The organism is Coleofasciculus sp. G2-EDA-02 (genome assembly GCF_040226375.1).
Classification (GTDB): domain Bacteria; phylum Cyanobacteriota; class Cyanobacteriia; order Cyanobacteriales; family Coleofasciculaceae; genus Coleofasciculus.
The window spans coordinates 1-13540 of the sequence record NZ_JAVKEW010000082.1 but is presented as its reverse complement, the minus strand read 5'-3'; the positions used below and the strand labels follow the sequence as shown (position 1 = coordinate 13540).

Annotated in this window: 18 protein-coding genes; 7 read left to right on the top strand and 11 right to left on the bottom strand. The window is 44.7% G+C overall.

Annotated elements, in window-relative coordinates:
* Positions 1-88: 88 nt before the first annotated feature.
* Together RLO19_RS08400 and RLO19_RS08395 are read left to right on the top strand one after the other, a co-directional pair.
* Positions 89-670 (top strand): slr1658 superfamily regulator, encoded by a 582-nt coding sequence (locus tag RLO19_RS08400; RefSeq protein WP_446355494.1) that lies wholly within the window; start codon positions 89-91, stop codon positions 668-670.
* A gap of 251 nt (positions 671-921) precedes the next feature.
* Positions 922-1266: a slr1659 superfamily regulator gene (locus RLO19_RS08395; protein WP_446355492.1), complete on the top strand. Its 345-nt coding sequence runs from the start codon at positions 922-924 to the stop codon at positions 1264-1266.
* A gap of 144 nt (positions 1267-1410) precedes the next feature.
* On the opposite strand, the gene RLO19_RS08390 is transcribed toward RLO19_RS08395, so the two are convergent.
* The 5 genes from RLO19_RS08390 to RLO19_RS08370 all read right to left on the bottom strand — a co-directional run bounded on the left by RLO19_RS08390 (position 1411) and on the right by RLO19_RS08370 (position 5047).
* Entirely contained in the window at positions 1411-2391 is a 981-nt protein-coding gene (locus RLO19_RS08390; RefSeq protein WP_446355490.1) for an aldo/keto reductase, read from the bottom strand.
* Positions 2392-2495: 104 nt separating this feature from the next.
* Positions 2496-3041, bottom strand: coding sequence for an EF-hand domain-containing protein (locus tag RLO19_RS08385; protein WP_446355489.1), 546 nt, complete (start codon positions 3039-3041; stop codon positions 2496-2498).
* Between the two features lie 91 nt (positions 3042-3132).
* Complete coding sequence (locus RLO19_RS08380; protein WP_446355487.1) at positions 3133-3606, bottom strand: hypothetical protein; 474 nt, start codon at positions 3604-3606, stop codon at positions 3133-3135.
* 170 nt (positions 3607-3776) lie between these two features.
* Entirely contained in the window at positions 3777-4436 is a 660-nt protein-coding gene (locus RLO19_RS08375) for a nitroreductase family protein (protein ID WP_446355486.1), read from the bottom strand.
* A gap of 95 nt (positions 4437-4531) precedes the next feature.
* On the bottom strand, positions 4532-5047 hold the full coding sequence (locus RLO19_RS08370) for a hypothetical protein (RefSeq protein ID WP_446355484.1): 516 nt from the start codon (positions 5045-5047) through the stop codon (positions 4532-4534).
* Positions 5048-5364: 317 nt separating this feature from the next.
* Here RLO19_RS08370 and hemL point away from each other — a divergent pair, with 317 nt between their 5' ends.
* Together hemL and RLO19_RS08360 are read left to right on the top strand one after the other, a co-directional pair.
* Positions 5365-6603 carry a glutamate-1-semialdehyde 2,1-aminomutase gene (gene hemL / locus RLO19_RS08365; protein ID WP_446355551.1) on the top strand — a complete coding sequence of 413 codons (1239 nt, stop codon included), beginning with the start codon at positions 5365-5367 and terminating at the stop codon, positions 6601-6603.
* A gap of 175 nt (positions 6604-6778) precedes the next feature.
* Positions 6779-8011: an RNA-guided endonuclease InsQ/TnpB family protein gene (locus tag RLO19_RS08360; RefSeq protein ID WP_446355482.1), complete on the top strand. Its 1233-nt coding sequence runs from the start codon at positions 6779-6781 to the stop codon at positions 8009-8011.
* 176 nt (positions 8012-8187) lie between these two features.
* Here the strand turns inward: RLO19_RS08360 and RLO19_RS08355 are convergent, their stop codons facing one another.
* Positions 8188-8760 (bottom strand): PEP-CTERM sorting domain-containing protein, encoded by a 573-nt coding sequence (locus RLO19_RS08355; protein ID WP_446355480.1) that lies wholly within the window; start codon positions 8758-8760, stop codon positions 8188-8190.
* A 398-nt stretch (positions 8761-9158) separates the two neighbouring features.
* Here RLO19_RS08355 and RLO19_RS08350 point away from each other — a divergent pair, with 398 nt between their 5' ends.
* The gene (locus RLO19_RS08350; RefSeq protein ID WP_446355478.1) at positions 9159-10610 is read left to right on the top strand and encodes a glycoside hydrolase 100 family protein; all 1452 of its coding nucleotides are present in this window, start codon (positions 9159-9161) and stop codon (positions 10608-10610) included.
* A gap of 21 nt (positions 10611-10631) precedes the next feature.
* Here the strand turns inward: RLO19_RS08350 and RLO19_RS08345 are convergent, their stop codons facing one another.
* The 4 genes from RLO19_RS08345 to petN form a co-directional block, all read right to left on the bottom strand.
* The gene (locus RLO19_RS08345; protein ID WP_446355476.1) at positions 10632-10778 is read right to left on the bottom strand and encodes a hypothetical protein; all 147 of its coding nucleotides are present in this window, start codon (positions 10776-10778) and stop codon (positions 10632-10634) included.
* Between the two features lie 282 nt (positions 10779-11060).
* Positions 11061-11552: a YajQ family cyclic di-GMP-binding protein gene (locus RLO19_RS08340; protein ID WP_446355475.1), complete on the bottom strand. Its 492-nt coding sequence runs from the start codon at positions 11550-11552 to the stop codon at positions 11061-11063.
* Between the two features lie 212 nt (positions 11553-11764).
* Positions 11765-11899 carry a hypothetical protein gene (locus RLO19_RS08335; protein ID WP_446335025.1) on the bottom strand — a complete coding sequence of 45 codons (135 nt, stop codon included), beginning with the start codon at positions 11897-11899 and terminating at the stop codon, positions 11765-11767.
* 7 nt (positions 11900-11906) lie between these two features.
* Positions 11907-11996, bottom strand: coding sequence for a cytochrome b6-f complex subunit PetN (petN, locus tag RLO19_RS08330; protein WP_446335024.1), 90 nt, complete (start codon positions 11994-11996; stop codon positions 11907-11909).
* 88 nt (positions 11997-12084) lie between these two features.
* Here petN and RLO19_RS08325 point away from each other — a divergent pair, with 88 nt between their 5' ends.
* Positions 12085-12555 carry a hypothetical protein gene (locus RLO19_RS08325; protein ID WP_446355473.1) on the top strand — a complete coding sequence of 157 codons (471 nt, stop codon included), beginning with the start codon at positions 12085-12087 and terminating at the stop codon, positions 12553-12555.
* 453 nt (positions 12556-13008) lie between these two features.
* The gene (locus RLO19_RS08320; protein ID WP_446355471.1) at positions 13009-13173 is read left to right on the top strand and encodes a hypothetical protein; all 165 of its coding nucleotides are present in this window, start codon (positions 13009-13011) and stop codon (positions 13171-13173) included.
* 79 nt (positions 13174-13252) lie between these two features.
* Here the strand turns inward: RLO19_RS08320 and RLO19_RS08315 are convergent.
* The coding region (locus tag RLO19_RS08315; RefSeq protein ID WP_446355469.1) for a hypothetical protein at positions 13253-13540 on the bottom strand (288 nt) is incomplete at its 5' end.

Below are 13540 nucleotides of genomic sequence, written 5' to 3'. Positions count from 1 at the left end.
GGGAACTGGGAAAAAGGTTACGGCTGACTTTGACAAGTTATTATTGTTTTCTTTGGCACTCCTCAAACAGACTACCGACAAACGCGATATGACTCAGATCTTTGGAGATTTCAATGAGCAGCTACCTCCCAGTGAGGAATACCTGGTTATCCAATTTTCACCCAGTTCGATTCCGTTAAAGCACCGCTGGCGGAATAATGGATTATCCGCCGATTTCATGGCTGACTATGTGGTAACATTTTTTCCGACCAACCAAGAGGATACAAATGTTACAGCTCAACAATTGGAAATTAAGAGTGCCGTGAGTTACATTGCCAATGAGCTGTTAGAGAACGCCATGAAGTTTAACGATGATACCTCACCGCAACCCATTAGCATTGCCCTACACCTGTATAGCAACAGCTTAGTCTTCTTAACAAAAAATACGGTTCCTCCCCAAATCCTGGGTGATTTTCAGGCGTATCTCCAGCAATTGACGACATCAGACCCCCAAGAGTTGTATATTCATCAGTTAGAACAAAATGCGGCAGACGAAACCAACACGGCTTCTCGCTTAGGATTTTTAACCATGATCAATGACTACATGGCAACCATCGGCTGGAAGTTTGAAACCCTGGCAAAGACACCACCTGTTACTACCGTCACCACAATGGTGCGATTGATGGTATAGTATTCCTTTGTCCATAATAGAGAAAATAAAGATCGATTTAAAAAGTTAAAAGTTAAAGAATAAGATTAAAATGCCCTATATTTTAGAGCTGACGGTTCGTTGTTTTGAATCACACCATTAACATCTGCGATAATTTCTTTGAAGCCATTGGCAAACAGAAGGTCAATTTTAATTTCCCGAAAAGTCTATAACTAATTTTATTGATTTGCTAAGTTTTTAAGAAAGCCATAATTTTGTCAAGGATGGGAAAAATGGAAGTTAAAAGCGACACGTATAGTGTGTTTTATGATACAGAAAAATCGACCGTTTATTGGAAAGGTTCCCTGCGGCTAAGTGGCTCTGAAGAATATGCGCCGATTATCGATTTACTCGATCAAGCCATAGAGAGTCAGCCCTCTATCCTGACGCTAAACTTACGAGATCTGCAATTTCTCAACAGTTCGGGAATTAGTATGTTGTCGAAATTTGCGATTAAAGTTCGACAGAAAAAGACGATTAAAATGATAGTGCAAGGCTCTCAGAATATTCCGTGGCAAGGTAAGTCATTAAAAAACTTACAGCGGCTAATGCCAAGTTTGACTCTAGAAGTCGAGTAGTGTATAGGGCAATGATAAAATAACATCCCTCCCTTAATCGGGGCGCACATCGTCGGTGCGCCCCTACGGTGCGATCGCGCGAATTGATACCCAGTTGCATTCTAACGGTCAAAATTTACCCTCTTCCCCAATCACCAATAGAAGTTATCGGGTTTGAAAGATATTTTGAACCATCGCCTTATCTAAACTTGCCGCCACTTGATCCAATTCAGTAATCTCGCCCAAACTCAACTGCCATCCCAGCGCACCAATATTCTCCTGTGCCTGTTTCATCGTTTTAGCGCCAGGGATCGGAATTGTGCCTTTACAAATACACCAATTAATCGCCACTTGCGCCATAGTTTTCTCTCTGGAGGACGCTATTTCTCGTAAACATGCCAAAAGCGGCTGGATTCCTGGTAATAACTGCTTAAATAACAAACGGCGTAACCCTTTAGGAAAGGAACCTTTCTCTGAATACTTTCCCGTCAACAGTCCTAAAGCAAGAGGACTATAGGCAATGAGTTGAATTCCTAGTTGATCACAAACATCTTTGATACCCAATTCGGTGACGGGATAGGTAGATAAAAGTGAATACTGAACTTGTAGCGTAGCAATCGGAACATCTCGCTTTTTAAACTTGGGATAAATTTCTTTAAGTCGTAGTGGTCCATAATTAGAGAGTCCAACTCCCTTAACCAGTCCCTTTTCGTAGAGATCAGCCAAACCATCCAAAAGCCGTTCTTCCTGCCACGGTGCATAATTGGCAGTAGACCAATGCATCTGTGCCAAATCGACATTTCGTCCCAATCGTCGCCCAGAGGCTTGACAGGCTGATACCATTGAGCCGCGTGTCAATCGCCAGGGATAGGCGGCTAGCTTGGTGGCAATACAAATATTCTCTTGGTTGATACCAGAATACTCCCTAGAGAATCGTCCCAAAAGTTGCTCACTGCGTCCATTCAGTCTGCCTGTTCCATAAGAATCACCGGTATCAAATAAGGTGACGCCGTTGCTCACACACAGATTAAAAACAGCTTGCAACTCATCGTCCATGCTTTCGTCGTATCCCCAGAGTAGTCGGTTTCCCCACGCCCAAGTTCCACAGCCCATGGTGGGAAGGGAAAGTTTTTGGCTAGTCTGCATAGTCCTTAACAGTAAATATAATAAAGTTTACCGAAGTCGGCGATTTATCTCCAAACTGATTCATACTGGAGTTTAGACTAGCATTTGGATTTCAGACCTCTAAATCAATAAGGTCCAAACATTTCGTTAGCTAGCGCTTCCGGATTGTCGCTGTAGAAAAAGTCACGAATCAGTTGCAAGACTTCCTCTTTACTTAAAAAACCATCCTGATTGGTATCTAATTTAGGAAATACTAGTGGAGCGTAAACAGGCGACACATTGTAAACACTTAAAAGCCCTGCCCACTCCGCTTGGCTCATTTTCCCATCCTCATCTCCATCAAACACCTCAAAAACCAATTCCATGAAAAAATGGATATTGTGCAGGTATTTTTTCTCATCACTCAAAATGATATCATAATAGACCAACCATTCTTCCAAGCTCACTTTTTTGTTGTGGGTTGTATCGGCATCTCGTTTCAATTCTTCCCAGTTACGATTACAATTATTCAGTAAAAGCTGATACCTAGGAGAGCGCGAACCCCAGTGCCTTAACGCAGCCAATTTTTTTATAATATTTTCAAAATCTTGATAAGCTAAAGCGCCATCAAATTTAGCATCGTGCATACTGAAAAATTTAGTCAGTTTGCGCGTTTGTAGTTCAGTCAGCATAAGTTTCCCCTGTGAGAGTAGAGACATTACAGGCAATGTCTCTACAATATCATTTCCCCACGTCATAGAGACTTATGGGTAGTCTGAACCGTTAATAATCGATGCGACCTTGAGCCACCACGTCAAACGTTCCTGAATTGAGATCCTGGGTCACCGTAAAGTCGGCGCTACCTTGCGCTTGATCGAAACGTCCAGTCCCACCGACAAACAGAAATGTCCCCGTAGCGATTCCCGTCGTGGTGTCTAATTCACTATCCTTGATTTCAGCCTGGAGTTCATCACCATTCGCTCCGATGAACTTGGTATCTCCACTCGCTAGGATGATATCGGGGTTACTCTGATCCGGCGTGAAGGTCACCTTTCCCGTTTGAGTCCATTTTCCTAAGTGGGTTGCTGTACCCGAAGCATTAAGGACGCCATGGGTCAACTGTCCGTTATCATCAGTCATTACCTCTAATGTGCCTGTTCCCGTCAAATCGAAGGGACGTTCTACCGCGATCGCGGGATGCATTCCCAGACATACAGCAAAAACTAACCCGAAAATGAATTGAAACACACGAGTCATCGTTGTTGTTCTCCTTTTTGTTAAAAAAAATAGTGATGGAAATCCGCCAACTTGCTACCAGTCCATAAATTCGTTAGAAAATTGGGGATTGGGAAATATGAAAGAAAAGACGGATAGATTATCACCATTTTCTTTATCTTTTTATCTCCCTTGCTCCTGTCTTCCTTAGCTTATGACTCGCCAAAAGTTTCCTGATAAAAAACCTGATCAATATCAAAACGTCCCCCGTATTGTTTAAACGGTTCAGCCGCATATCCCATCGCCAACAAACAGCAAACATCCACATCCGCCGGAATATTAAACGCTTCCTTCACTTGCGCGGTGGCAAATCCTTCCATGGGACAGGTATCGACGCCAAAACTTTTTGCCACAATCATTAAATGCGCCACAGCTAACATAGTATGGCGATTTGTCCAGGCTTCTAGGGAGTCAAACGAAGGTTTATTTTCAAATAACTGAGGAATCGCCGATCGCATCATATCAGCATAGGCGTCATTGGCTGCACCTGTGGCTTGTCCCAGTTGAATCACGGACTCAATATACTCCTTTTGGTTGATGCGGCGATCGCCACAACAAATTAGCACCACGGGAGCTTCTCCCACCTGACGCTGATTGAAGGCGCAAGCTTTGAGTTTTTCCCGATTAGCCGATTCCCGCACCACCACAAACCGCCAAGGTTGCAGATTGTAACCCGAGGGCGATCGCACGCCTAAACGAAAGATTTCTGTTAGAATAGCCTCTGGAATCGCATCTGCACGAAAAGAACGCGCCGCACGACGCTGTTCAATGGCAGCTTGTACATTCAGGGTGGGTTGCAAATCGTTGGTCATTCGGTTTTTCGGATAACGACAAATTAAAATAAGGTGGCTATCTAAACCACCTTATCCTACCACAAAGGGTAATGCTAAACCTAATTCAATTCAGCTTAGGCTAAAACAAAGTCCACCTCTCCAGCGCCAGAGGTTTCACCTTGTCCTGATGTAATTTGTTCTCCATTTACATCAACACAGAAGGGGGTATTTCCCAGGTTAACATTATAATCCGTATTGTCTGCCGTATACCCTACACTAGCAATCATTTTTCTCCCTTCATCGGTATAAGCAAATGCCAACATTTGGTTTTTATCTTTCTGATTATCGTAAGCCCAAATCACCATATATTGTTGTCCCTGATACTCGAAAACTTTAGGTGGACGAGTGGGGGTATAACGACCTGCATCACCAAAGCTAGCATCAAGGAAACTTTGTACCGAATCCGTGGCGACTGTCGCATAAGCTACCTCTTGTGCCGAAGTAGGTTCTGCTTCTTCTTGACTTTCATCAACCACTTCTTCTTGATCTCGGTTGCGTAAATAATCAACCGCGAGTTTCGTGCCAATACCACCAACCGCAGCCACACCCGTACCGATGAGAATATTGCGAAGCAGATTATTCTTATTCATGATTTCTCCTCAACCTTTGACTTAATTTACGTCACATCAATACTATCATTAACATTACACAGTGATAATGTCAGGAAAATTTAGAATTTTTGGCTCTCCCCCTGCTTCCAGACGCGCCATGGCACGTCTCTACATTCTTGCAGACGCGCCATGGCACGTCTCTACATTGCTCCCCCACTTCCCCGCCCCTATTTCCCGAATCCCCGCTAAACTTTATCCTGATAGAGATAAGCATCGAATAACAGGAGACAGTTTTGGTTACTACCTCGTCCTGGAAAACCACGAAATCAGAAGAAATTTTCCAAGCTGCCCAGAACATGATGCCGGGGGGTGTTAGTTCACCCGTTCGGGCATTTAAGTCTGTCGGCGGACAACCCATTGTATTTGACCGCGTTAAGGGCGCCTACATTTGGGATGTCGATGGCAATCAGTACATTGACTATGTTGGCACTTGGGGACCTGCAATTTGCGGTCATGCCCACCCAGAGGTCATTGGTGCCCTGCACGACGCCCTGGAAAAAGGCACAAGCTTCGGTGCTCCTTCCGTGCTAGAAAACGTCCTAGCTTCCATGGTAATTGAAGCCGTTCCCAGTATCGAAATGGTGCGGTTTGTCAATTCCGGTACAGAAGCCTGTATGGCAGTCATTCGTCTGATGCGTGCCTTTACTGGTAGAGATAAAATCATCAAATTCTCTGGCTGTTACCATGGTCACGCTGACATGCTCCTCGTGCAAGCGGGTTCTGGGGTTGCTACTCTGGGCTTACCCGATTCTCCCGGTGTCCCTAAATCGGCGACAGCCAATACCTTGACTGCCATTTATAACGATTTGGAATCGGTCAAATCTCTCTTTGAAGCCAATCCTGATAGTATTGCCGGAGTCATTCTCGAACCTGTGGTTGGTAACTCTGGCTTCGTTCCCCCGGATGCCGGATTCCTGGAAGGCTTACGCCTGCTCACTCAGGAACACGGTGCGCTTTTGGTGTTTGATGAAGTGATGACGGGTTTCCGTATTGCCTACGGCGGCGCTCAAGAAAAATTTGGCGTCACTCCTGATTTAACTACATTAGGTAAAGTCATTGGTGGGGGTTTACCCGTGGGTGCTTATGGTGGACGTCAAGATATCATGTCCATGGTTGCACCCGCAGGTCCAATGTACCAAGCTGGCACCCTTTCTGGTAATCCCCTGGCGATGACGGCTGGCATTAAAACCCTGGAGTTACTACAAAAGCCCGGAACTTACGAACAGCTTGACAAAATCACCAAAAAATTGTCCAACGGGTTATTAGAAATCGCCAAAGAAACGGGTCATCCTGCTTGCGGTGGACAAATTAGTGCCATGTTTGGCATGTTCTTCACCGTGGGTTCTGTGCATAACTACGAGGATGCCAAAAAATCGGATTTAGCCAAGTTCAGCCGCTTCCATCGGGGCATGTTAGAACGGGGAATTTATCTTGCACCGTCCCAGTTTGAGGCAGGATTTACCTCCTTGGCGCATACGGATGAGGATATTGACCGCACGTTGGCAGCCGCGCGGGAGGTCATGTCGAGTATGTAGGGATGAGGACAGATACTGTTTCGCTTTCAGTTTGCCACCGGGATTGCGAGGGGAATCTTGCTTCAACCTTCACGAAGTGGAGGTAAGCGGTAGGGGGAGAGCAGGAAATACGAGGACTCAATGTCCTTTCGTATTTCCAATTATTTCCCGCTGGGTGGGTGGTATAATGATAGTCATGAAACAAGTTCTCACGATAGTTGTAAAGCTTCAACCCTCTCCTGAACAAGTTGCCAAATTAGAGGCAACCCTTCAGGCGTTTGCGGATGCTTGCAACTATGTGAACACACACACAGACCCAAAGCTGACCAACAAAATTGCTATCCAATCTCTGACTTATCAAACCATCAAAAGCGAATTTAATTTGGTGGCAAACATGGCAGTCCGAGCTTGTGCAAGAGTAGCGGCTAACCGAAAGGTGGCTAAACAAAAAGGCAAGCCTGTTAAAGGGTTTGTCCCAAGTAGCATCGACTGTGATAAGGACTTGTTTCGGTTCAGAGAACAAGACTCGACGGTAAGCCTTGCCACCATTCACGGTAGAGAACGGATTAAGTTGAAGGTAGGCAACTACCAAAGAGGAAAACTCAAAGGAAGGAACCCTACCTCAGCTCAACTGTGCAAGCACCGTGACGGTCAGTTCTACCTGCATATTCAGATTAAGGATGACGCCCCTGACCCAAAAGATACCAGTAAAGTATTGGGCATCGACCTAGGACGCCGCGACATTGCGGTAACATCTGAGGGCGAGAAGTGGGACGGTACTGGTATCGGTGCAATCACAGACAAGTTTTCCAGAGTTAGAGCGTCTCTCCAGAAGAAAGCTCCGAAAGGCACGAGGACGACTCGGCGTAGATGTCGAGAAATCTTGAAACGGCTGTCGGGGAGGGAAAAGCGCTATCAGCAATGGTTCAATCACAATATTTCTAAGTCAGTGGTCAAACGGGCAGTTGAATTGAGTGCATCAATTGCCATAGAAGACCTAACAGGCATCAGGGACAGAACTAACCAGCAGCCGAGAAACAAGACAGAGCGGCGACGCTCAAATTCGTGGGCATTTTATCAACTGCGAATGTTTATTGAGTACAAAGCTCTTGGTGCTGGGATTCGAGTTACCCCAATCCCCCCTGCCTATACCTCCCAAATGTGTCACAACTGCCTACACATTCACCCTGTAAAGGGAAAGTCTTATCGCAGTGGCAAGACTTTCAGGTGTGGTCATTGTGGTTGGCATGGGGATGCCGACTTTAATGGAGCCAATAATATTGCACTTGTGGGGCTGTCTATAAACCAGCCTGGAGGCACGGGGTTATCGTGCAAGTTAAACAGAACTCCCAGATACGTTCAGCTTAACTTGTTTGATGACTTCAGGGCTACTGAAAACCCAGAACTCTGCGATAGCAGGTCTGGGTAGTTTATAAATAATTGAATCAACAGAAAGTTGACAACGTTCTAGCGATAGGGCAGACATTTAGCGAATTGGTATTGTACCTGTAGGGGCAATTCATAAATTGCCTCTACTTAACTTAAAAAGAATTACCTTGGCTATTTGGCAGTTTTCCGGCTTCCCCTGGAAAGTAAAGTCAGTCGTTAACTTTTTTTATCCTGTCGGGAATGTTCTTGCTTGAGCAATACTCCAAATCCTAATGCTGCTACTGAACCTAAGAGGGTTAGGGGTTCAGGAACGGGTGTAGTCGCCTCACGCAACGTGTAGGATACCTGACCAACACCAGGTCCGCGAGCAACATTGGTGTTATGGTTACCACCTAGTAAAAACCAGGTGTTTTCCTGCTTGTCAAAGAAGAAATATTTGAAAGAGTCTACCTTACCATCAACGAATCTTACATCTACCACTGGGTAATCTCCCTTCTGTAAGGCTTCTGTATAGGTGACACCTAAAAAATTCAAACTAACCTTGACTCCCTTAACGTCTCCAGCAGCTCCACCCAACTTTTCTTGCCCTATTCCGGTTAGCGTCGAGTCATCGTAGCTGAAAAAACCTTCAAACTTTTGACCCAACAGAGAACCCCCCGTGACATCACGAGTAATCACTGCTGTAAAATCATAGGTGACAGTAGCCGCTACTACTGCCTTAGTTTCAATGGCAACTAGGCTCAAAGCAGAAACAGTAGCAACGGCAATCTTTTGGTAAATGCTATCCATACAAGCCAACTCCAGCTAGCTAAAAAGTTCTCATACCCCTTTCTTTTGAAAATGCCATACATCCTTTACTTTTGGGCAGACCTTTTAACCTCGTATCTGTAGCACGTTCAGCGGAATAGGGTATTACATTTTCAAAGGATAAACATCGCGATTCTGCCTAATGTGTGATTTAAATCACTTTTATTCTGTGCTTTAAGTAACAGCAGGAGTGAAACTCTCGGAGCAAGAATTATCAAGCAAGAGTGTGATTTATATTGGTGTACTTTTCTGCAAAAGTACGTCGCCAAAAGCTAGAGTAAAATGTCCTATATAGTAGCCGTAAACGATAACGATTAAGACCCCGTTTTGGCGCAACTGAGTCTGGGTAAAAAAGTAGAAGCATAAATAGGAGCAGGTGAATGAATCGCCAGATGGTAAAAGCGGCACAAGAACGACTGAAACTCTCCATCATGAGTTATCAGCAAAAGCCTGTTGGCACCGTAGCCTCCAAGGAACCTGCTCCCCAAGAAGAACAACTCAATTATGGTCACTGCTTTGTCCGCGATTTTTTCCCATCGGGCCTGGCGTTCCTCATGCAAGGGGAACGGGAGATTGTCCGCAACTTCTTGGAATTCACCCTAGGCTTGCAGTCGGATAAACTAGGGACAAAAGAGGGTGAAGGATTATTTGCCAAAGTGAGGCAAACCTGGCAAGGGAAAGAACTTCTCATTGATGGGATTCGCTTGGGAGAAGGCTTGATGCCTGCTAGTTTTGAAGTTACATCAACTCAAAACATTGAGCCAGATTTTGGTCAACGGGCAATTGGTAGAGTCACGCCTGTTGATTCGGGGTTGTGGTGGATTATTCTCTTACGGGCTTATGAAAAGGCGTGTCAGATAGCCAATCGACCTGATGAAAGTATTGTCCATCGCCTGGAATTCCAACGCGGTATCCAGTTAATTTTGGATATTTGCTTAAGCCAGCGCTTCGATATGACTCCCACTTTATTAGTCCCCGAAGCGGCATTTATGATTGACCGTCGTATGGCTGTTTATGGACATCCATTAGAAATTCAGGCTTTATTTCATCAGGCTTTACATGCTGCGCGTTATGAACTCCTGCAAAACGAAAGCTATATTCAAAAGCGGGAAATTGATCACCGTTTAGAGTTGCTCACCAATTATATTCGAGAGCGGTATTGGTTAGACCCCAAACGCTTGAGGGCAATCTATCGCTACCAAACCGAAGAGTTTGGAGAAACGGCGTTAAATAAATTTAATATCTACGAATCGTCTGTACCTGATTGGGTTCTACCTTGGCTCAACCGCAAAGGCGGATATTTAGCGGGGAATTTAGGCGTCGGTTGGATTGATTTTCGTTTTTTTGCTCAGGGTAATTTATTGGCTATTATTTCCGGTTTGGCGACTCCTGAGCAATCGCAAAGTATTATGAATTTAATTGAAATACAATGGTCAAAGTTGATTGGCAATATGCCAATGAAACTCTGTTATCCAGCGGTTGTGGGTCGGGATTGGGAAACGGTGACTGGATGCGACCCGAAAAATATTCCCTGGTCGTATCATAATGGAGGAAGTTGGCCCGTTTTACTTTGGTCGTTGACAGCGGCGGCGATAAAAACGCAGAGAGTGGAGTTAGCTGAAAAAGCTATTGAAACGGCGGAAGTATACTTACTTGATGATGAGTGGCCCGAATATTATGATGGGGAAATGGGTGAAACCATTGGTAGAGAGGCGCGGCTCTATCAAACTTGGACAATTGCGGGGTATTTAGTCGCTAACTATTTGATTCAAAATCCGCAGCATTTGAATTTAATTAGTTTTAATGATAATCCAGACGCAATGATAGATTAGATTTGGTTCGTCGGGTTGGGATTAGGGCGGGTTTCGTTGTTTGGTTTGAGGTGGGTTTCCTGATTTAATCCCTAAACCCGCCCCTACATCGTTGGGATGTACATCTTTGGGGTGCGATCGCGCCTGTAAATCCAGGTGGGTTTTGTTATCCCTTTTGAGGTTAATCAATAAATTTAGGTTGGGATTAGGGCGGGTTTCGTGTTTGGTTTGAGGTGGGTTTCCTGATTTAATCCCTAAACCCGCCCCTACATCGTTGGGATGTACATCTTTGGGGTGCGATCGCGCCTGTAAATCCAGGTGGGTTTTGTTATCCCTTTTGAGGTTAATCGATAAATTTAGGTTGGGATTAGGGCGGGTTTCGTTGTTTGGTTTGAGGTGGGTTTCCTGGTTTAATTCCTAAACCCGCCTCTACATCGTTGGGATGTACATCTTTACGCCAGCTTGGGGATTCTATCGATAATTCGTAAATTGCAGCGCCACGGGTAAATCTTCTTGTTTCAATCGCTCGATAATCTGTTGTAAATCATCTTTAGATTTACTCGATACTCTAACCACATCGCCTTGAATCGAGGCTTGTACTTTTTTGAATTCATCCCGAATCAATTTGGCGATTTTTTTACCAAGATCTTGGCTAATTCCTTTTTGCAGTTTAATTTCTTGGCGTACTCGATTACCACTAGCCGATTCCACTTTACCGTAGTCAAAAATTTTCGGGGAGAGGTTGCGCTTGGTGGCTTTGGTGAGCAGGATGTTATGCAAGGTATCTAGGGTGAATTCGCTATCGGTATTGACGGTAATTGCCTCATCACTCAAGTCAAGGGTTGTCTTCGTGTCTTTCAAGTCATAACGGTTGCTAATTTCGCGATTGGTTTGGTCTAAGGCATTCACCAACTCTTGTCGGTCAAAATCACTGACAATATCAAATGAATAGGTTGAAGCCATAATCTAAAGATGTGAGCGCATTCAGAAGGTACAGTTATTTCCTTATACCGCTAAACCTAGCAGCTTTCAACATCTAATGTGATTCATCATCGTCCTATCTTCCGCCAAAAGCTTGGGAGTGGGTGAGCCGGACACGACAGTGTCGTGTCCCGACGGCGCAACAGGCGGGAGAGGAGAAAACAGGGGTATTCAACCTGTTTTGACTGACTCGGTTAGAGTTTCCTATCCCGATCGCGGCGACGGCGATCGCGCCATTCGGCGGCTGTCAAATAAGCGACACCCCCAGTCACCAGGACTAATAATCCAGCCGCCGCAAAAAATACTACGGTAAAAACAGAACCTTCCACAATCTCTCTAAAACCCGTTACGAGCCCAGACTACCATTGCAATTGACCAAGTGAACAGAACCAGAGTGGCGACCCAGCCTAATGTCAAAATATCCATCGTGCTTTATGAGTAATGATTAAGAAATGACTCCAAGGTTTATCATAATTCAATTTGAACCGTCTTTGACCCTGAGGAAAAGAAAGTCGTGAACTCTTCCTTTGACCCCACTAACGCTGAACGGATCGAATCCCTGAAAGCCGCTATCCTGGCGGGATTATCCCTAAGCTTAACCTATTGTGCGATCGCGCTGTTGCATTTGCTGCTTCTACCAACCCAGTCGCCTGTCCTCAGCTTACTGGATTTCCAGGTTGACTTTACTCTACTCATCAAAGTCGCGATCGCGTTTTTGTCCGGCTTTTTGTTTGGCGTCACCTACCGCTATGCTATCCGGGAGGATCAAAATCCCCAACTTAAAGCGGGAGTGGTTTTAGCCTTTGGCTTGGTGCGGGGTTTGGCGGTAATAGAGGGACAGCCACATATTACCGATACCCTTTGGGTTTGGGGTATCTTGGTCATCGAAAGTCTAATCGAATTTGCGATCGCCCGTTTTACCCTCGACTGGGCAATTCACCGCCGTTGGCTCAAACCCTTCAGCCTCTGGGGGAGTTCTGATTGAATTCCGGCGTTTTCACTTTAATTTCACAATTGCCGACTATCTTAAAAATAACCCCACTTGGAGAAGGAGCGAGTTCTCTCGTGTGACTAGGCGCTTTGATCTCAAAATCTTGACAAAAGTAAGATCTGTCCTAAAATTTCAGTAAATTCCGGCAATTTCTGTAGACAGTCTCCCGAAAACTTCGGTAAAGTTAAGATAAAAAAAAGCGCCACTGAATTAAGCCGTTAATTCAGCAACGCCTTACCAATTGAGTTTTCTAGTCCTGGCAAAAATTATAACAAATTGTGACGGAAAAGGCTTCACTGTCTTTTTGCCGTCTCAATTTTTTTATACTCCTGTCAGAGTTAATCTGATCGCGGTATTACCCTAGTGCAGCATTGCCTGAAAATTTAATTTGTTGAAAAAATAAGTGTAGTTAGGGAATTTACTAGATAAAGAAAAACCCTTTTGGGTATGGGAATAGCCAAGTATCACGGGCGCTCTTTTGCCGCCTTCAATTTGCCGATTGCTACAGATACAAATTTTGTGCTAGAATTCTGTAGTATTTTATACAAAAGTATTTTATACAAAAAAGACGCTGCTGTGATTCAGTCCATTCAGCAACGCCGCAGTAATTGAGTTTTCTAATCCTATCTATATAAAATGGTAGTTAACTGACCAGAGACTATTTGCCGCTGGTGTTCCACAGGTTAAACTGTCACACCGACAGATTGGGCAAAAAAGACAACTCTTCAAGTGAAATTAGAAACAAAAAGACGCTGCTGTGATTCAGTCCATTCAGCAACGCCTCAGCAATTGAGTTTTCTAATCCTGGATACATCCTAACCCCGTAAGCTGAGACTGTTTTGACACTCCCCGCCCTATAAGTGCGGGGATTCTTAGTTCCGCGACACACCTTACAATTATCTATCCTTGCGGCAATACTTAAACCAAACACCCGTAGAAAACTACCAAGTATTGAGCCTAATTTAGATAACTCCAGAGG